At 40.3% G+C, this 20800-nt stretch carries 19 protein-coding genes; 17 read left to right on the top strand and 2 right to left on the bottom strand.

The genetic code is table 11. The features are described from left to right. Together VNZ46_RS15575 and VNZ46_RS15570 are read right to left on the bottom strand one after the other, a co-directional pair. The coding region (locus VNZ46_RS15575) for a hypothetical protein (RefSeq protein ID WP_325560987.1) at window positions 1–385 on the bottom strand (385 nt) is incomplete at its 3' end. 156 nt (window positions 386–541) lie between these two features. After that, the gene (locus VNZ46_RS15570) at window positions 542–1438 is read right to left on the bottom strand and encodes a helix-turn-helix domain-containing protein (protein WP_325560986.1); all 897 of its coding nucleotides are present in this window, start codon (window positions 1436–1438) and stop codon (window positions 542–544) included. 178 nt (window positions 1439–1616) lie between these two features. Here VNZ46_RS15570 and VNZ46_RS15565 point away from each other — a divergent pair, with 178 nt between their 5' ends. From VNZ46_RS15565 to VNZ46_RS15485, 17 genes are all read left to right on the top strand, one after another. After that, window positions 1617–2468, top strand: coding sequence for an aldo/keto reductase (locus VNZ46_RS15565; protein ID WP_325560985.1), 852 nt, complete (start codon window positions 1617–1619; stop codon window positions 2466–2468). A gap of 20 nt (window positions 2469–2488) precedes the next feature. Beyond that, the gene (locus VNZ46_RS15560; RefSeq protein ID WP_325560984.1) at window positions 2489–3472 is read left to right on the top strand and encodes an aldo/keto reductase; all 984 of its coding nucleotides are present in this window, start codon (window positions 2489–2491) and stop codon (window positions 3470–3472) included. Window positions 3473–3484: 12 nt separating this feature from the next. Next, window positions 3485–4570, top strand: coding sequence for an alpha/beta fold hydrolase (locus VNZ46_RS15555; protein WP_325560983.1), 1086 nt, complete (start codon window positions 3485–3487; stop codon window positions 4568–4570). A 45-nt stretch (window positions 4571–4615) separates the two neighbouring features. After that, a complete protein-coding gene (locus VNZ46_RS15550) occupies window positions 4616–5302 on the top strand; it encodes a carboxymuconolactone decarboxylase family protein (protein ID WP_325560982.1) in 687 nt (228 codons plus the stop codon). 17 nt (window positions 5303–5319) lie between these two features. After that, window positions 5320–6384 carry an alpha/beta hydrolase gene (locus tag VNZ46_RS15545; RefSeq protein WP_325560981.1) on the top strand — a complete coding sequence of 355 codons (1065 nt, stop codon included), beginning with the start codon at window positions 5320–5322 and terminating at the stop codon, window positions 6382–6384. 8 nt (window positions 6385–6392) lie between these two features. Next, window positions 6393–6872 carry a cupin domain-containing protein gene (locus VNZ46_RS15540; RefSeq protein ID WP_325560980.1) on the top strand — a complete coding sequence of 160 codons (480 nt, stop codon included), beginning with the start codon at window positions 6393–6395 and terminating at the stop codon, window positions 6870–6872. 248 nt (window positions 6873–7120) lie between these two features. After that, on the top strand, window positions 7121–7609 hold the full coding sequence (locus tag VNZ46_RS15535; protein ID WP_325560979.1) for a sterol desaturase family protein: 489 nt from the start codon (window positions 7121–7123) through the stop codon (window positions 7607–7609). A 185-nt stretch (window positions 7610–7794) separates the two neighbouring features. Beyond that, window positions 7795–7941 carry a hypothetical protein gene (locus VNZ46_RS15530; protein ID WP_325560978.1) on the top strand — a complete coding sequence of 49 codons (147 nt, stop codon included), beginning with the start codon at window positions 7795–7797 and terminating at the stop codon, window positions 7939–7941. A 4-nt stretch (window positions 7942–7945) separates the two neighbouring features. Then, a complete protein-coding gene (locus VNZ46_RS15525; protein WP_325560977.1) occupies window positions 7946–10132 on the top strand; it encodes a hypothetical protein in 2187 nt (728 codons plus the stop codon). 11 nt (window positions 10133–10143) lie between these two features. Then, window positions 10144–11457, top strand: coding sequence for a hypothetical protein (locus VNZ46_RS15520; protein WP_325560976.1), 1314 nt, complete (start codon window positions 10144–10146; stop codon window positions 11455–11457). Window positions 11458–11686: 229 nt separating this feature from the next. Then, window positions 11687–12262, top strand: coding sequence for an RNA polymerase sigma-70 factor (locus VNZ46_RS15515; RefSeq protein WP_325560975.1), 576 nt, complete (start codon window positions 11687–11689; stop codon window positions 12260–12262). Window positions 12263–12348: 86 nt separating this feature from the next. Further along, the gene (locus VNZ46_RS15510) at window positions 12349–13476 is read left to right on the top strand and encodes a FecR family protein (protein ID WP_325560974.1); all 1128 of its coding nucleotides are present in this window, start codon (window positions 12349–12351) and stop codon (window positions 13474–13476) included. 272 nt (window positions 13477–13748) lie between these two features. After that, entirely contained in the window at window positions 13749–17237 is a 3489-nt protein-coding gene (locus VNZ46_RS15505; protein ID WP_325560973.1) for a SusC/RagA family TonB-linked outer membrane protein, read from the top strand. 10 nt (window positions 17238–17247) lie between these two features. Next, window positions 17248–18639: a RagB/SusD family nutrient uptake outer membrane protein gene (locus VNZ46_RS15500; RefSeq protein WP_325560972.1), complete on the top strand. Its 1392-nt coding sequence runs from the start codon at window positions 17248–17250 to the stop codon at window positions 18637–18639. Window positions 18640–18713: 74 nt separating this feature from the next. Next, window positions 18714–19850 carry a TlpA disulfide reductase family protein gene (locus VNZ46_RS15495; protein WP_325560971.1) on the top strand — a complete coding sequence of 379 codons (1137 nt, stop codon included), beginning with the start codon at window positions 18714–18716 and terminating at the stop codon, window positions 19848–19850. A 13-nt stretch (window positions 19851–19863) separates the two neighbouring features. Beyond that, entirely contained in the window at window positions 19864–20193 is a 330-nt protein-coding gene (locus VNZ46_RS15490) for a DUF4369 domain-containing protein (RefSeq protein WP_325560970.1), read from the top strand. Window positions 20194–20203: 10 nt separating this feature from the next. After that, window positions 20204–20800: hypothetical protein (locus VNZ46_RS15485; RefSeq protein WP_325560969.1), on the top strand; the 597-nt coding region annotated here is incomplete at its 3' end.

The raw sequence follows: 20800 nt of genomic DNA, 5'->3' as shown, positions 1-20800 counted from the left end.
GAAAAGCAAGTTGATAAGTTTCGCCTTCTGTATAAAATTTTTTAAGGCGGGCATTCTTTATAGTGTCTGTATAGGACGAAAATTTACCGGCAAGATAGAGCTGGTATTGATCATTAAGCTCCTTTTTTTTATTGTAATTACTTTCTACAAAAATCTGGTCGGGCCTGTATTTTTTTACAATTAAATCTGTTATTTGTTCTAAGCCAAGTTGATTTTCTTTAGATAGAATATCTCTGCTAATTGATTTAACAGCATCATTTCCCGGGTTATTGAAATGATATGTGCCAATTAAGACAACGTTTACTTTCTTTTGTGAATAGGAATTTAGGAAGGAAAGTAGAAAAAAGGATAAAATAAGTGATTTTTGAAAGGAAAATTTTAGCATGTAATTTTTTAAAATAGCCTTTGTTTAGGCAATAGATGTAAGGTGTATTTTTATTGAATTACAAATTTACTAAATCTAAATGTATGCTCAAAAACGAAGAAAATAAAAATTAAGGATCACAATAACCGATAATAAGGCACGGGATTTAGATAGAGGTTAATTTAATAACCTGTATTCGTTTGGAGATACACCAACTCTTTGCTTAAACAACCGGCTAAAATGCTGCGAATATTTAAAGCCCAACTCATATGCAATTTCACTGATCGTCTTAGTATTCCCAAAAAGTTTATCTTTTGCTATATCGATTATCTTGTTCTGGATGTATTCCTGAGCCGATTTACCTGTTTCCTTTTTAATCAGGTCACCAAAATAGTTGGGTGATAAATGAAGTTCATCTGCGAAATAAGCCACCGAAGGCAAGCCTATACTATAAGGCTTTTCGGAAGCGAAATAGCTGTTTAACTCTTCTTCAAACTTCTCCAATATGCCTCTATTGACGTTTTCCCGGGTAATAAACTGGCGGTCGTAAAATCTTTCGCAATAATTGAGGAACAGTTCGATATTTGATGCGATCAACTTTTTACTATGCTTATCTACCGACTGGCTCAATTCACATTCAATCTTGGAAAAGCAGTCGAGAACGATCTTCCTTTCCTTTTTGGACAGATGCAGTGCCTCATTCGTTTTATAGGAGAAAAAACTGTATTCATTTAGGCTTTTGGCCAGCGATGTTCCCTTGATCAAGTCAGGATGAAATACCAGAGCATGTCCCATTGGCTGGTAAAGATCCACCTTGTTTTCCACATCGAGCACCTGCCCTGGAGAAATGAAAACCAGCGTTCCTTCTTCGTAATCATAATAATTACACCCATATTTTATATCACCGCAATGCACTTCTTTAAGGAAAATACAGTAAAGTCCAAATGTCATTCTTGACCCTGTCCTTTTGTTCGCTTTTGAGAAATCAATGATACTGACCAAAGGGTGCAATGTCTCGTGGTTATTGAAAGCATTGTACTGGCTTACGGTATCAAAAGTATATGCCTTTTCCATATTTATTGGTTCTTGTTGATACAAAAATAGACAATCTTACATACCCATAACTATACCCAATGTGCAATCAGTAATATTGGTAGCAAAATCCGTAATCTGTATACCAATTCACTCTAAATCAAATCAGAACTTTGTCCTATCCCAATCGTTTTACAAGAAATTAAAAAATCGATAGAAAATGAAAACAATAAAGCTGAACAACGGAGTAGAAATGCCAATATTAGGATTTGGTGTTTTCCAGATACCCGATGCCGCCGAGTGTGAAAGAGCGGTTATTGATGCTATTGAAACAGGTTACAGACTTATAGATACTGCGGCCTCTTATATGAATGAAACCCCGGTAGGTAATGCCATTAAAAACTGTGGCGTAGCCAGGGAAGAATTATTTATTACCACCAAGCTTTGGGTGCAGGACACCGGTTACGAAAAAACAAAAGCTGCATTCCAAAGGTCTTTGAACAGATTGCAGCTGGAATATTTGGATTTGTATCTGATTCACCAGCCATACGGTGATATTTTCGGGTCATGGCGGGCCATGCAGGAATTATACCACGAAGGAAAGATTAAAGCAATCGGCGTTGCCAACTTTCATCCTGACAGAATAATGGATCTCAGCATAAACAGTGGTTTCACACCTGCCGTTAACCAGATTGAAACCCATCCGTTTCACCAACAGATTGAAACCCAGAAATTTCTTTCTCAAAACAACGTACAGATACAGTCATGGGGTCCGTTTGCAGAAGGCAAGAACAATATATTCCACAATGAAGTTTTATCGGCTATTGGTGAAAAATACAATAAGTCGGTAGCACAGGTAATACTAAGGTGGTTAACACAGAGAGGTGTTATCGCCATTCCAAAGTCAGTCCGCAAAGAAAGAATGGCTGAAAATTTCAACATTTTCGATTTTGAACTGTCAGCCCAGGATATGCAGAACATCGCGACATTGGATACCAATACAAGCCTGTTCTTTGATCACCTTGATCCCGACAAAGTAAAATGGCTGAGCGAGCGCAAGCTGGATATATAACCCTAAATTAAAAAACAAAAATGAAAAATAGAATATTAGGAAACGGTGGTCTGGAAGTTTCCGCCATAGGTTTAGGCTGCATGGGGCTAAGTTTCGGATATGGTCCCGCTACGGATAAGCAGGAAGCCATTAAACTGCTGCGTAATGCCTTTGAAGCAGGGATTACATTTTTTGATACTGCCGAATGTTATGGCCCGTTTACCAACGAAGAATTATTAGGTGAAGCCCTAGTACCTTTCCGGGATAAAGTGGTGATCGCTACCAAATTCGGTTTTGAGGATGGTAATTCAAAAAAAGGCCTGGACAGCAGCCCTGCAAGGATTAGAACAGTAGCAGAAGCATCCCTGAAAAGGCTGAAAACCGATTATATCGACTTGTTTTATCAGCACCGTGTTGATCCCAATACACCTATTGAAGAGGTTGCCGGAACTATCCAGGATTTAATCAAAGAAGGCAAGATCAGACATTGGGGCTTATCTGAAGCCGGTGCAGCGACTATCCGCAGGGCACATGCGGTACAGCCTTTAACAGCACTGCAAAGCGAATATTCATTGTTCTTCCGCGAACCCGAACAAGAAATTATACCAACACTGGAAGAACTTGGGATTGGTTTTGTACCATTCAGCCCTTTGGGTAAGGGTTTCTTAACAGGCGCCATTAACGAAGCGACAAAGTTCGATCCAACGGATTTCAGGAATACCGTCCCCCGTTTTACGGAAGAAAACAGGAAAGCCAACCAAGTATTGGTAGACCTTGTGAAGGGCATTGCCGCGGTAAAGCAGGCAAGCCCCGCACAGATTGCATTGGCATGGTTGCTGGCTCAAAAGCCGTGGATAGTACCTATTCCCGGAACGACCAAACTACACCGCTTACAGGAGAACATCGGAGCTGTTGGTATCCAGTTGAACGATGCTGAACTGAAAGACATAGAAACAGCTTTGAAAGATATTCAGATTGTGGGTGCACGGTATTCCGAACAATTACAAAACAGAGTAGGGAAATAAAAACCAACGGATATGAAAAAGGAATTTATAAGGGTTATAGGGGCATTTGCTTTAGTATTAGCAGCATCAGTATCACTGAAAGCTCAAAACAAAATGAAACCATTAACCATTTCAGAACAAGGCAGCTTCGCTGTTGGTGGAACAATGACGACGGAGCCTGGAAGTTTTGACGTGAATAATGCACTGAAACCGCAGGGACAAACCTTTCATGGCGACCACGCTTATGTATTTTATCAGATACCTGTAAAAGTCCGTAAGTATCCTTTGGTTTTTCTGCATGGTGCGGGACAATCGAAAAAGACCTGGGAAACAACCGTGGACGGAAGAGAAGGCTTTCAGAATATATTTTTAAGACGCGGTTTTGGGGTTTACTTATTGGATCAGCCACGACGGGGCGAAGCAGGAAAAAGTACCGTTGATGTGACCATCAAGCCTGCCGCGGACGAGCAGTTTTGGTTTACCCAATTCAGAATTGGCAATTATCCCGATTATTTTCCAAATGTGCAGTTCCCGAAAGATCCAGCTTCGCTGGAACAGTTTTACAGGCAGATGACCCCCAATACGGGCGCTTTTGATGCGGGTGTTATCACAAATGCAGTAGCAGCACTGTTCGATAAAATCGGGGAAGGCATCCTGATTACCCATTCGCAGGGCGGTGGGCCGGGCTGGCTTACAGCTATAAAGAATGATAAGGTTAAAGCGGTCGTAGCTTACGAGCCATATAGTGGTTTTGTATTCCCAAAGGGAGAGCTTCCCCAGCCTATCCAATCAAATGGTCTTTTCGGAGCATTAAACGGCGTGGAAATACCATTGGCTGATTTTAACAAGCTGACCAAAATACCGATTGTGATCTATTATGGCGATAACATCGCTAAAGAACCTACCAAAGTCTGGAACGAAGACCATTGGCGTTCGGGGCTTGAAATGGCAAGGTTATGGGCCGCTACCATCAACAAACATGGAGGTGAGGCCACAGTAGTACACCTTCCAGAAGTTGGCATTAAAGGCAATACGCATTTCGCTTTTGCAGACCTGAATAATGTTCAGGTGGCGGACGAATTGTCAAAATGGCTAAAAGAAAAAGGATTGGATAAATAATACTGGTTGATGATGAGCAAACTTATAAAATCAATCTTATTGGTCATGGCAGTAATAATTACTACGGGCACCAATGCCCAAACCAATCCAACCCAGGATCTGGATAGCAAACAACAGGCAATTGTTCGCATTTCTTCACTTACTGGCAAAGGTGAACTGGTTAAACTGAAAACAGAACTGAACAAAGGACTTGATGCGGGTTTGACCGTCAATCAGATCAAGGAAATTTTGGTCCATGTTTATGCCTATGCGGGGTTTCCGCGTAGCATCCGGGGATTACAGACTTTTATGACCGTATTGGACGAACGCAAGGCCAAGGGGACCAATGATATAACAGGCACCGAAGCATCCCCAATAAAAGACCAGCGCAACAAGTACGACCGTGGCAAGGCCATTTTGGATACGCTTTTAGGCGCTCCGCAAAATGGACCCCAAACTGGCTATTCGGCTTTTGCACCCGTAATTGAAATCTTTCTGAAGGAGCACCTGTTCGCTGATATTTTTGAAAGGAATGTATTGACCTATACCGAAAGAGAACTGGCAACTGTATCTGTTCTTGCAGGCATCGGAGGTGTAGAACCCATGCTACAATCGCATCTAAAGATTTGCCTGAATGTTGGTTTAACAGCGGAACAACTACAGCAGTTCATTGAAGTTATTAAACATTCAGTTGGCAAAAAAGAGGCTGGGTCAGCGCAAAAGGTCTTGAATGAAGTATTAAAAACTAAGTAAATTTTAAACATTAAAAGATGAAAAAGCTAACATCAATAATCGCCATAGCAACATCCATGGCTACTGCGGAAGTGGCAAACGCACAATCGCAGTATTATAAAAAAGCGGAGCAAAATCCATATACCCTGGTATACGATGGAGCAATCACCAAAAATGAAAAAGGAAAAGTAAATATCCATCCGGTAAAATATAAATTGAACGGGATTGAGATTGCTGCGAATGTTTATACGCCTGCAAATTACGATGCTTCAAAGAATTATCCGGCTGTAGCGGTTGCACACCCTAACGGTGGAATAAAAGAGCAAACTGCTGGTTTGTACGCACAACGTTTGGCAGAAGCAGGTTATATCACCATTGCTGCTGACGCAGCTTATCAGGGAGCAAGTGGTGGCGAGCCCCGTCATACAGATAAACCCCAATTCCGTACAGAAGATATTCGCGGTATGGCGGATTATATTACGCAGTACCCAGGTGTTGATGCAAAACGTTTAGGTGTTTTAGGTATCTGTGGTGGAGGTGGCTATACATTAAAAGCTGCACAGGGCGATAAGCGCTTTAAAGCTGTAGCTACTTTGAGTATGTTTAATTCAGGTGAGGTTAGACGCAACGGTTTCCAAAATTCTCAATTAAACACTGTTCAAGACCGCTTAAAACAAGCATCTGATGCCCGTGCACAGGAAGCAGCAGGTGGGGAAGTTAAATTCTCAGGTGTAGCAAATATCACAGACGAAGAAATTGCCAAAACTTCGACCGATCTGTACCGTGAAGGATATGAGTACTATTACAGAACCCACGCGCATCCCAATTCCACCTTTTTATATACAACCAGTAGTCTGCTTGACTTAATGACCTGGGATGCTGCTGAGCATATGGATTTAATTGAACAACCTTTGTTGATGATGGCCGGAAGCAAATCTGATACAAAGTATATGACAGATGAAGCATTCCCAAAAGCAATCCATGCAAAAAACAAAGAATTGTTTCTGATTGATGGCGCTACCCACATTCAAACCTATTGGAAACCTGAATATGTAGTACAAGCTGTAAATAAATTGGTGAGTTTTTATAAAACCAATCTTTAAAATATAGTATGATGAAGCATAATCTTATATATATACTGCCGTTTGCAATTGTTTTTTTTGCATCCTGCAACTACCATCAAAAAATAGAAGATCCAAAACAAAACGCCCTTATTTTTGCGCGGGGGGATAAGAATACAACCGATAATTTCAAGGGAGAGGTATGGGTGAAATCTCTTATAAATGCAGACAGCTTAAATGAGACGGCGGTGGGTAATGTAACATTTGAACCTGGGGCCAGAAGTAAATGGCATATCCATCCGGCAGGGCAAATATTACTGGTAACTGATGGTGTCGGTTACTACCAGGAAAAAGGAAAGTCCAAACAAATACTACACAGAGGGGACGTTGTAAAATGTCCGCCAGATGTTCCGCATTGGCATGGGGCCAGTGCAGATACTGCATTTGTGCAGATTGCGATTACTGGGCGAGAAAAAGGCCCAACAGTGTGGTTGAAACCTGTGACCGACGAAGAATATAACAAAACTTAGCTTATCTTTATAAGCTAAGTTAAATTGCCGGAGTTTTGAATTTTCTTTCATTTTTTGAAAATCTATCTTGGTTGGAGTGGATTATTTTCAGTTTGATATCCAATACATTTTTGTATTTGTTTTCAATTGGCTTTTACATTTTTATTGATAAAACCTGTCCGAAAAACAAGATCCAAGCCACTGATCATCCTTTTCTTAAATCTGATTTGTATGTAAGTTTGTTCACCTTATTTCTCAATAGCCTCGTGATGTTGATTGGTGTTTATTCGTGGAAATCAGGATGGATTATATTAAACGAATCCAAAACTATTTTAACACTTCTTGTTGAAATTGCAGCTATTATCCTGGTGATGGATCTGTTGATGTATATTTTCCATTACCTGGCGCATCACCCGTTTATTTATAAAATTTTACACCGCAAACATCACGAACATATCAGTACTAATTTCCTGAGCCTTTTTGTGTTGCATCCGTTTGAAACCTTGGGATTCGGATTAATGATGATCTTTGTTTTTATGTTGCATGAGTTTTCTGTTTTTTCCATGACCATTTATCTATTCATAAATTTGATTTGGGGAACCGTTGGTCATCTAAACCGGGAATTCTTTCCAAAATGGACAGAACGATTATTTTTAGGAACCACAAAATTTCACAACCGACATCATTTAAACGAACAAAAAAACTTTGGTTTTTATACCTCCATCTGGGACCGGATGTTTGGGACATATAAAGCTTAATAAGCCTGCTTCGAAACCTTTTTCATCTTCTTCTACAGCACGGGAAATAATTTTCCTTGTTCATAATGAGGTGCTTATCCTCTTTTTTAATGATTTTTTTAGTATCGCATCCATATAAATCATCTTTTTTAATGATTGATATGCTTTTTCTCCGATTCTAATTTTACACTGTAAATCTAGAAAACATGAAAATCATTATAGGAGCTACATTGACTGCTGACAGGCTGGGAAATATGAATCAGGCTTATAGTTTCAATTGCGTTGATAACGAAGAGAAAGGCGCTAAAATGATGGCTTGTCTTTCGAAAACTAATCATAAATGGAAATACTAAAAATATGAAATACTTAGTCACAGTTATGCTGATGCTCATGAGCAGCATTTCTTTTTCTCAAAAGCCCAGCAAAGAGCAAACGGAAGCAGACAGAAAAAAAATGGCCGAAGCCCAAAAACAGCTGGAGGCCAAAAAGGCAGCCATGAGCCCCGAGGCCAGAAAGAATTTTGAGGACATGATGGAAAAAATGGGTGCCAATAAAGCTATGCAAAATGCACAGCATGGTCTAGACGATAATGCAAAAGGCAACATGAACGTAATGGTACGGAATACCGATCCGAATATTGTTCCTGATAAAATCTCTGAACTTAAAATTGCCGGCACACCCCAAACCAAGTCTCAGCTAACGGCTTATCTAACACCTATTTTTGCCGAAGCAGATAAACGGATAAAGCCTGAAAGTAAAAGCGCAGTAAAAAATCTAATGAACAAAGGCGAAAAAACCGGAAAGTATGCTATGGTATTTTGGGCAAATAATGAATTAGACAAAGCACTGTTTCTCTTATTGAATGCTTGTATAACCAATCCAGACGATATGGTTTCCCTCAATAACCTGGGTAGCCTGCTCACCATTTCAGGTTATGCACATAAATCCCTTCCTGTATTATTGTATGCCCAAAAGTTACTACCTGGTAGTAGTACCGTTCTCAATAACACCGGTCAGGCTTTGCTCAGCCTGGGCAATGTAGATAAAGCAAAAGGGTTGTTGCTTTCTGCCGTAGCTAAAGATTCTACCAATTCCCAAGCTTACCGTTCGTTGGCATTAATTGCACAGAAACAAGGCGATAAACCGCTATGCGCTGGCTATCTTCAAAAAGCCATTGCACACGGCGGTGCTACCACGCAAAATATTAACCTTTTGCAACAAGTGTCGCCCACAGCCGATAAATCAGCTATGTATAAGGCCATACGCAATAATTTTAAACGCTTTTATAAAGATCACAGCATCACCAAACGCTTTATCATTCCCCCAATACCTAATAGTTACGAAAATGCACTTTTGGCCTATCCAGAAGTAAATGGCTTTTTCCGTAACCTGGATGCGACTATAAACGAAGCAAAAAAAACAGGTGCACAATTGCAAAAAGAGTACGGCAAACAACTGACGGATAATATGAATAAACGGATGGCACAAGTGCAACAAATTGTGGCCAATGCCGGAAAACCTGGCGCTGCTAAAATGGTAAAAGATATAAAAGCTGGTTTTACTAATCCGTTTATGGCCCAGGCCAGTATTATGCTGAATGCCATTGATAATCCGCAATACAGCGTTTCCTACATCAGCAGGATGAAAAAAGAAACGACAAACGCGAAGCAAAGAATTGAAGAATTGAAACAGGGATTGAAAATGGATTTTGATGATAAAATTGACGCCCTGGTAAAAGAGAAAAGTAAACTGGATGACGGAGAAGGCAAAGGAGCAGCAAACGATCGGGCTGTACAAATTGAAAAAGAACTCTGCGAACTAAGAACAGCAAGACAAAATAAATGGCTGGAAAAATCGGCTGAAATCAATAATCAATATATCCGCAATATGGAAGATTTGATGAACCAGCGTTTACAGGAATATCTATTCTGGAATACGATTGTGATGCAGTCCATGCAAGATCCTACACCTGTAAACTATCAGGCTTATGCTGGATACCTCAACGATCTAAACGGTTTCCGTTCGTTGTTTCCATTTTATGTAGATGGCGGTTTATCAAAGCCATGTGGCGATTATTTAAAAAAGGATAACAATTCCAAAGGTGTGATACAGCAATGGGAAAGGGAACATTGTGAAGTGGATTTTGGTTTTGATGCCAAAGTGTTTGGCGGAAAAATGAACTGTGAAGGATTTTCAGTGTATGGCAGTATTCCGGCGGGTGAATTTAGTTACAGCAGGAGCTATGATCCGGTAACCTGGGAAACCACAGGGCATAGTTTTACTACAAAGGCCGGAAAAGACAAAGAATTTGAGATTGGCAAGCTTGGCGGAAAAATTGGCGCATCCGTAGAAACCACTATCCAGTTTGATGGCAATATGAACCCCATTGATTTGATCGTTACCGGATCGGCAGGAGCAGAAATAAACGGACCGATGGGGGGCGGGGTCTCAGCAGATTTAGGTTCTGTAACGGTAAGTGTAAACAGTGGCTTTAATAGTTCAGGGCCTGGATTTACACCCTTTGGCAGCAATTTTTTAAAATAGATTATATACCAATGAAAAAAATAATATTCATTAGCCTGTTACTTTATGGATTTACCCTACAGGCCCAACAAACCCAACAGGATTGCACTGCCGAAAGTGTACAAAAAGAACCTGGCCGGTTTTTGGATGCCCATATTGGTTATGCAACAGGTGGAAGCAAAAGCGGCTTTTCTTCAATGGAAATAGCCAACGCAGCAAAAATGATGACCGCATTTGAAGGTGTTTGTAAACCAAAACTGAAATTTACCGGAGGGCAGGCAAAAGCTAGTTTTGGATTAAATTCAAAATCATTTTATAATCAGCAGCAGGTAGGCAGCTATACTTACAACCTGGGTTTTCATCAATTTGTTTGCAACATACAAACACATAAACTGGCTATTGTTGATGAATACCAGGGGGTGCTCAGGGTAATTGCAAATCCGTCGTTTCAAACGGTATTCCATTCTTTAGAGGGCAGAGCTGAGGCCTATAAAATTCCCGCAAACAGCCAGAATATCAATGCCCCCTTTATTGCTGTATATAATTACTATGCTTTTATAGATGACAGGCTGGCGAATGCGATCAATAAAGGAAATGGTTTTATTGACCTGACTACTCAAGGAATAGGTGATCAACTGACCCAAAGCCAGGGAATGGTGCTTGAAAATAGACCCGGCAAAGGTTATGGCTGGAATGGCAGTAATGGCTTTGTGACAATGGGTACGGTTAGCTTGATATATCGCCATGCTTTAATTACGCATACCGATATTCCTTTTTTTATTCCTGTAAGCCGAAAAAAATTCCTTACCGACCTGCTTGAATTTTATGACCGGGAAAAGCCTGAGTTGGTGGCGAATATGCAGGATAGGATAAAGAACCTGTCTAAAACAATAATAGAATCGCAGAAAAATAACAGTAGCTATTTGCAGGACCAAAAAAACAGGCAGGCTGTACAGGAACAAAGTGCAAAAGACATACTTACAATAAGTGAGCAGAAAAAACAAACTGTCGTTAAATTGCTGCAATCGAAAGATGAAAACTGGCTGAATCAGCAGGCTATTGTCCAAGGGGATAATAAGGCTTTTACCGTTCCTAATAACCGCAACATCAATACAAAAGAAATATACGGAAATTTTTACTTCACTGAATTTTATACCGGTACCGAAGGTTTAAAACTGTACCAGATCAACCCGGAGTACCTGAAAAAATATTCACCTGGCGGCGCCAAGCCAGTTGTTATAGATGTGATGTACCGTTTCAGAACAGGCGAAAAGTTTTTAATGGGCATTAAAGAAACTTTTGTTGATCAACTTAACCCGGATGAGTTCAGGAAGCTGTTACAATAAGGTATTGATAGTATACCATCTAACGTTCCAGATTCAAACAGAACAGCAATCAAGCCTAAAAATGAGAACAAATAGGTTGAAATGCCTGTAACGTGCATCTAATATCATGACCAAATAGTTTTTAAATCAATCTCAAAATCACTTAAAAATTTAAATAAATTATCAACTGATGAATTATTTATATAATCTTTGCTTTTATCAGTATATTTAAGAGTAATAAGATTTGGTGGTGCTTAGTCTTTCAGAAAAAACAGATCAGGAACTTCTGCTGCTATTGCAGCTTGGGGAGCGGTCTGCATACGAAGAGATTTATCGGAGGTATTGGCCATTGCTCTTCCGGCATGCCCGGAAGCTTCTTCAAAATGATGAAGCATCAAAAGATGTAGTACAGGATACTTTTATCCACCTCTGGGCAACATCAATAGACCTGGATATCAAAACAGCATTATCTCCTTATTTATATGCAAGTGTCAGGAACCAGATCCTGAACATCTTCCGGCACAATAAGGTTCAGGCCAATCATTTAAAGAACCTGGGCGACTTTATAAACCAGGGTGCAAACATTACTGATCACCTGGTGCGCGAAAAGATACTGGCCAAATTGATTGAAGATGAAATCTCCAACCTCCCCCCAAGAATGCGAGAGGTATTTGAGCTCAAAAGAAAAGCAGGTTTATCTTATAAGGAAATTGCTGGGGTGATGAATATCTCTGAGCTTACTGTGAAGACCCAGATGAACAAGGCAATTACCATTCTGCGCGCTAAATTTGGAAACAGCCTGTCTGTTTTTCTACCCTTTCTCTAAAACCTTCTAAATTTTTTTTTAATACCGGATACAACATTAGGTTGACATAGGTGTCATAACCATATATTCCAGTAAAAATTAAGATAATGGACAACCCAACACCAGAGCAGCTTTTAGATAAATACTTTGCCGGCCAATGTAGCCCGGAAGAGAAAGCTACTTTGGAAAGCTGGTACTTGCTGGAGACAGAAAATGCAGTGGATGAGCTTCCTGAACCTGATTATATAGGGCTTGAAGAAGAAATGTGGAAAGTTATTGGGCCACTTGCTGTTCCAAGAAGGAAGGTAAGGCGACTTTGGTTGCGTATTGCTGTTGCTGCGGCTATTCTACTGATCTTTGGTTCCGGATTAATTTATTTCAATAATTATAAACAGAGTGCTAACACAGCTATTGTCTATCAGAATATCAATGCCGGAGGGAATAAGGCTTATTTAACATTAGCTGGAGGTAAGAGACTTTCTTTAACAGATGCTCTTAACGGGCGCCTGGCTGAAGAGGCGGGAGTAGAGATTATCAAAACATCCAATGGGGAGTTGGTTTATAATATGAAGAATGGACGGGGAAATCGCCTCGGTTTGATCAATACGATTACCACCCCAAGGGGTGGCCAATGGCAAGTCCGTTTGCCGGATGGTTCAACGGTATGGCTCAATTCTTCTTCTTCTTTAATTTACCCTTCTGCCTTTAATAATCAGGGGGAGAGAAAGATTGAGCTCCATGGAGAGGCTTATTTTGAGGTACATAAAGATCCAAAACACCCTTTTGTTGTCAAAACAGACCAACAGGAAGTAAGGGTGCTGGGTACACATTTTAATATAAGCGCCTATCAGGAAGACCATCTTGTAAAAACCACTTTACTAGAGGGTTCAGTAAAAGTTACAGCGCCCTCAGGAATTAGAATCTTAAAACCAGGCCAGCAATCGGAACTTTCTGAACGGGCTATCTCTGTTAAAGCAGTGCAGGCAGATGATGCGGTGGCCTGGAAAAACGGGTATTTTATGTTCAACTATGAAGATCTGGAAAGTGTGATGACAAAAGTTGCCCGTTGGTATGATGTCGAATTAAGATACGAAGATCCATCTGTTAAAAAGGAAGTTTTCTTTGGTACGATCAGTAAATATGAGAAGATTTCAAAGGTGTTAAATATGCTTGAACGTACCGGAGTGGTTAAATTCCATATGGATAACAAAACATTAGTGATCAGTAAGAAATAATCAACATATAACCATAAACCAACCAAACCATGTCAACTAAAGAAGAAAGCCCGTAAAAGTATACTCAGAAAAGAGGGATCAAATAATAAAGGACTTTGGTTTGCGGCCAAAGTCCTTTGTATCCTGTTCCCTGAAACATTGACGAATCAACCATTTCATGAACTCAGCGAGTGCTCTATCCTTCTAAAAACGGGGCATATCGCAGAACAGATACTCAAATGTATAAAAATTATACTAAATATTTTTGTGCGCTTTCCCGGCGCATATACCACTTGTCTTATAACATACATTCTGCTGTAAACAGAATCAATACGGTAGATAAAAGAAAATGGATCATGCGAATTAACCTAACAGCACTTCTATTCGTATTTGGCCTTCTACAAGTTGTTGGTGCACCAACTTTTGCCCAGAAGCTCACCTTAAAGGAGAACAGTGTAACTCTGGAAAAGGTATTTCGTGAAATACGGAAACAAACTGGTTATGATGTACTCATTTCCACTACCAAAATACAGAACTCCAAAAAGGTTAGTGCAGATTTTAAAAATACACCCCTGGAAGAGGTATTGAAAAAGGTACTTGACCCCAAAATTTTTAGTTTTACGATCGAGAATAAGACTGTAGTTATTAAACAGAAGAATCCTTCCTTCCTGGATAAGGTCAGTAATTTATTCTTCTCGGTTAAAGTAGAAGGACAAGTGGTGGATTCTGCCAGTGGAAAACCGATTGGAAGGGTAACCATCTTCGTTAAGGGAAGAAAAGATATATTTATTACGGGTGAAGATGGACGTTTTAAGTTCAATAATATACCCTCAGATGCAGTATTGTACTTCAGCTGTGTTGGTTATAAAGTACAAGAGGTGGGGGCTGCGGATTGTTCGCTGGTAAAGCTGACATCTTCTATTCAGGTTCTTCAAAATGTAGTGGTTTCAACAGGTTATCAAAAGCTTCCCCGGGAACGAGCTGCTGGCTCGTTTGGATTTGTTAAACAGGCTGACCTTGATAAAAGAAGCAACTTGAATATTTTAACCTATCTGGAGGGGCAGGTACCAGGTCTGTTAACCGATGCCGACGGGAAAATTACCATCAGGGGGCAAAGCACTCTAGCATTCAGTTCCAACAAAGACCCATTAATTGTATTGGATGGTTTCCCAATAGAACGTCCGGTAGAGAGTATTAACCCGAATGATGTGGAGAGTATTACAGTATTAAAAGATGCGTCGGCAGCATCCATTTGGGGGGTGCGGGCGGCAAATGGTGTTATTGTTATACAAACGAAAAGAGGACAATCGAGCAAAAAGCCGCTGGACATCAATTTTTCTTCTACTTTTTCAGTTTCGCCCGCTGCAGACCTGACCAAACTACCTTATGCTTCAAGTTCTTCTTTCATTGAATTTGAGAAATTTAAAGTAGACAACAAACTGACTTTATTTACTACTGGGCTTCCACGTGCAGCAATATCGCCTGTGGTTGACACCTACCTCAACAACCCGTCTGGTGCAAGTCAAATTGTAGAGCCTTTAAAGAACATAAATTCCTACAAGGAATTTCAGGATCTGTTCATGAGCCCGGCCACCAGGCAGCAGTATGCACTTTCCTTAGCTGGAAAAGGAGAAAAAACAACCCATAGGGCTTCTTTTAGCTATGATAAGATCGGTTCTCAGTTTAAAGGAAACAATACGCAGCGTTTTGTAACAGATCTTTTTCAAACGGTCACCTTGCTGCCTAAACTCAGAGGGCAGATCGGGGTAAACTATGTAATGACCAATGAAAAGGATAACGGGATGGCCTATACTGATCTGAAAAACTTATTGCCTTATCAGCGTATTCTGGATAGTAATGGCGGTTATGTTCCTCAACCTCAAACATTTTATCAGGCAGATAAAGACGCCTATGTAAAAGCAGGTTATCCCTACAACTGGAATTATAACCTCATGCAGGAATTCAATAATAAAGACAATGCCATTAGAACAAATGATGTGAATGTATCTGCAGGTTTGGATTACCAGATCATGAAAGGACTGATGGCCATGGCAGGTTACCAATATGAGTATGGAAATTCAGTAACTAAAGACATTTACAATGAGGAGACGTACCTGGTCAGAAACACGGTCAATTATTCTACCAGTATAAGGAACGGAGTATTAACCTCTGGTATTCCAAAAGGAGGTATTTACAAAGAGTACAACTCGAGTTTTTATTCTCAAACTTTCCGGGGATTGTTGAAATATGACGGCGACTTTTCAGACAGTAAACATGTTATTTCTGCCATTGCTGGCATGGAAGTGAGAGAACTCGGAAACAAAGCCTCCAATCAAACCAAATATGGGTATAATGCACAGAGCCTGCAGTATGCAAGAGTAAACTATAATACCATGTATACTGATGTAAGGGGAAGCCAGAATTTAATACAGGATGAAAGTATATTCCAGGATGACCTGAACCGATTTGTTTCGACATACACGAATGTGGGCTATACCTATAAGGAGAAATATACCTTGAACGGAAGTGCCAGATTGGATAAAACAAACCTTTTTGGGTCTAGTGACCAGTATAGAAATGTCTGGTTATGGTCTGCGGGGGCAAGTTGGCAGCTTCATAAGGAACGTCTTTTCCAGAACTCCATATTTAACAGTTTGATCTTGAGGGCTACTTATGGAATCAATGGAAATATAAACAAATCAACCAGCCCTTTTCTGATTGCCAATGTAGCCACTGATCAGCAAACCAATCAACCTTATGCCTATGTTTCCAATCCTTCGAATCCACTTCTAAGATGGGAAAAGACAAAAGTAACCAATCTGGGAATTGATTTTACCATGATGAGTGGACGCCTTAGAGGTTCTCTTGAATATTATAAGAAGGCAAGTTCGGATCTTTTGGGGGATGCCACAGTGAACGGAACTTATGGTTTCAATAGTGCATTTATCAATTACGCCAGTATGAAAAATACAGGGGTAGATGTAAGTATATCCGGTCAGATCATTAACCGGGATTTTAAATGGACGGCGACTTTAAACTATAGCTATAATAAGAACGAGGTCACTAAAGTTGATTTCCCTCAGAAGACTGTTGGCTCTTACCTTGCCGGGACGCCTCAAGCGGGTTTGCCACTTAATTATGTATATAGTTATCAATGGGCCGGTCTCTCTGCTTCAGGAACACCTCAGGTTTATAATGAAAAAGGACAAGCTACAGGTTATAAAACAGAAATGGCAAATCCACTGGCATTGACCTATCAAGGCACTACAGTACCACCGCATTATGGGGCATTGATTAATGAATTTAGTTATAAGAATTTCTCGTTGCTCACCAATTTTACTTATAAAATGGGGCATAAGTTCAGGGTTCCGGTAATACAATATTCAACAGCCTATGGTGGCTCTTCTCAAATTTCTTCAGATTGGGACAACAGATGGAGAAAAGCGGGAGATGAAGCCATAACCAATATTCCGGCTGCACCTGCAACATTAAGTGGCCTTAATATTTATGATCAGTATACGCAATATGCAGACATAAATGTGGAGACCTCGTCTATCATCCGTTTTAGGGAATTGCTGATCAACTATAAGTTGCCGGTTAAATTTATTCATGCTTATCCTTCTTCTGTATTTACAATAGGTGTACAAATCAGGAATCTCGCCGCTTACAAATTTAACAAAGCGGGTCTTGATCCTGAATATTTAACCTCCACAGCGCAGAACAGCAATATCGTTTTACCTCCAACGCCGGAGTATTCTTTAATTCTAAAAGCAAACTTTTAATTCCATATATATGAAAAGTTTAAAATATACTTGTTTGTTGATCTTGATGGTTTTAGGATCAACAGGCTGTAAAAAATACCTGGACATTGTACCCAAAGGAAAGATCATTCCTCAAACTGCAAATGATTTTCGTCTTTTGTTGGATCAGACAACGCCTAAGGGTAAATCAAATGGTTTTGTAAATAGCTTCAGTAATGATGTGCTGATGGGAGATGATATGGAAATTAATGCATTTTCAGCCAGTTTTTACAAAGCTCCAGACCAGAATGTTTTCACTTTTGCCGAAAATATTTACCAGGATTTTGAGTCTGATCCAGATTGGGAGGCTTTATACAACCAAATTTATGTGACCAATCTAGTCATTACTCAGGTAATGGACGCGGAGGGAGGAACCACAGCAGAAAAAACGGAGTTGTTATCGGAGGCAAAGGTGCAGAGAGCTTATGCCTATCTGATTCTGGTTAACTTATATGCCAAACAATATAATCCTGCTACAGCAGCTGCAGACCCAGGAGTTCCACTACGTAAGGGGCTCGATTTTGAAGAGAAACTTCCAAGGGCAACGGTGCAGGAGGTCTATGATTATATTTTACAGGATCTGAAACAAGCTTTAGGCAATTTGCCTGTTGCACCCCAGCTTAACCTTAATTTTCGTCCGGTAGAAGCGGCAGCTTATGCTTTGCTGGCCAGGACAAGTTTATATATGAATAATATTGCCGGGGCTCTTGACTATGCCAATAGTTCCTTGCAGCGATATAGTGTCCTGATAGATTATAATACTTTACCCGCCAGTCAAACCTTTCCGGGAACAATCCAGGAACCTATAGGACTTCAAAATAAAGAAGTATTGCTATTAAAATCAGTTGTTTCTTCAAGTTCCTTCTTTTACGGAAACGCGGGCTTGGTGAATCTTTATGATCAGCAAAACGACCTTCGTTTTAAGGCACGGTTTGCGAGTGATGCTGCGTTTGGCTTAAATAATGGCTTTATCTGTACCGAGTGGTCTGGTAAAACACCATCTAAAGGGCCCTCAACAGCAGAAATGTTATTAGTTAGAGCGGAGTGTTACGCGCGGACAGGGAAAATAGCAGATGCTGTAAATGACCTCAATACCTTGCGGAGTACCCGGTATAAAACTGGCAGCAATTTTGCACTTACTGCATCCTCCTCTGCACAAGCACTAAGCCTGGTTAAACAAGAAAGAAGGCGTGAACTCGCTTTCTTAGGGTTTCGTTGGTTTGATATCAAACGTTATAATGTTTTCGATAACGATCAGATTTCTGTTGTACACAGCATCAACGGAGCCACGTATACACTTGCGCCTTCAAGTCCGCGAAGTGTATTGCCTATTGGCCGTAAATACATAGACTTAAACCCTGAAATCGTACAAAATCCACGTTAAAATTTATAAATCCATAGAGCCTGTGACGATCATTTAATTGACATGGGTTCTAATAAACAATTAAATACAAAAAGATGAAATCAATAACAATTAAACAACCTAAATATCTGCTCTTGTTCTTCTTCACCATGTTTGCTACGGCTGTTATGGCTCAGAATCAGTTTAATCTTAGTGGTCATGCACCCGGTAAGAATGGGCAAAAAGTTGAACTTGTACGGTATACAGAAGGATCAGTACAAACACTGGGCTCCGCTACAATTGAGCACGACCAATTCCAAATTTCAGTTCCTGTAGATGAGATCAGCCTGGCCGTACTTCAAATCAACAAAACATTTGGCGGAACGGTAATCATTGAACCTGTAAATCTGAAATATCATTTTTCCGAAGATGGTACTTTTGGAACAGAGGGTGGGAAATATAACCCAATACTTTCCGGATATCTGCGTGACAAAGAATTTATGGCTGCAGATGCCCTGTTCAGAAAATTAACTAAAGGCGGGGATATTGCCTCCATAAAAGGCACAAAACAAGAGTGGGAGATGATACAACCCTTTTTAAAAAAGGAAGACCTCAGGAGCGAGTATCTGGCCAATCTGGTTAAAAAAAATCCAGATCCTAAAGTTAAAGTTATGGCCGCTATTATGTGTGAACTCCAGCCCGATGCGGCCAAAACCATGGAGATCATCAATAAAGTTGCTCCGAAGGTTGGCGAAAATACCATTATGATGCGAAGAGTAAGGTCTATGGAAAAACAACAGGCTGCCGCTTTGGCCAGAAGGCATGAAGGCATGCTGGGTGCACAATTTGCAGATTTCACCGCTGCCGACTTGAAAGGAGAACCTATGACCTTAGCCCCGGTAGTAAAAGCTAATAAGTTTACCCTGGTTCAGTTCTGGGCGTCCTGGTGTGGCCCATGCCGTAAGGAAATTCCTTTGTTGAAACAATTGTATAGTAAATACAAATCTAGAGGCTTCGAAATTGTATCCTTTTCTATGGATGATAATAAATATAATTGGGAAAAGGCTTCTGAAGTAGAGCAGTTAAATTGGAGAAATGTCTCCGACCTGCAGGCCTTTAAAAGTGGCGTTGCAAAAACCTATCCCATATTTGGTATTCCAGCAAATGTGGTTATTGACCAAAACGGCAAAATCCTGGCCAGTAATCTTACCGGGAAAGAGCTGGAAGACAAGATTACAAGCCTGTTGAAATAAATCATAAATAACGATGACACACCTTTTGATTTGTATGCTGCTCCTGGCGGCCTTGTTGCTTGCTGCGGCAAAGGCACCCTTAAAACTATTCCTGCTCACAGGTACAGTGCGAGGAAGAAATGGTCAGCGTGTTTCTTTGGTTGAGAATAGGATGGAACAATCCGGACAGGTACTCAGTACAGTAATGATACAGAATGACCAGTTTCGTCTCTCTTGTAATGTAGAACAGAAAACTACGGTCTATCTGGTTTTTCATGAAGAAAAGGAGCGTAAAAGCTATCCGCTGATGTTGAAGGAAGGCCATTTTAATTTTTGTGCGGATGAAGGAATACTTAATGGTTAACACGATGAAAATGAAGATTTTGTTTACAGTTATAGGTAGCATGTTATTGCTACAGGCCTCTGCCCAACAATATGAGGCCTTAAAAATACCATCGGATCCTGTCTCGGGGAAAAGATCAATACTGATCTACAAGGCAGAAAGCACATTGCTTTCTGCCAATGAGGCTTTACTGGCAACGGTCTATTTTTATAGTAAATCTAAACACACAGGTGAAGAGAAGGTGGGGCTGGTGAAAAAGAAAGATTCCTGGACCGGCGCATTTAAAATACCGGACAGTACCGTTCTCCTAAGTTTTGTATTTAGTACAACAGATGGAAAGCTCATAGATAACAACCATAACAAGGGTTATCTGATCCCTGTTTATGAAAGAGGGAAGCCAGCGGCATTTTCTTATGCCAGCATGGCGGCCATATTTGGTGGTGGACCACCTGATGCAGCAGGGTTAAAAAAAGATCAGAAACAGGCATTGTTTTTTATGAAGGAGGAAATGCGTGTTCACCCCGAAAGTGAAGCGAAACTTAGACCCTCATTTTATAATATGCTGGCCAATTCTCCAGAGCGGGAAGATAAAGTTGAATTGTTGAAAAAGTTGAATGAACTTAAAAGT

The organism is Pedobacter sp., from assembly GCF_035566355.1.
Lineage (GTDB): Bacteria > Bacteroidota > Bacteroidia > Sphingobacteriales > Sphingobacteriaceae > Pedobacter.
The sequence above is the reverse complement of the archived record's forward strand: the minus strand, read 5'-3'. Positions and strand labels throughout refer to the sequence as shown.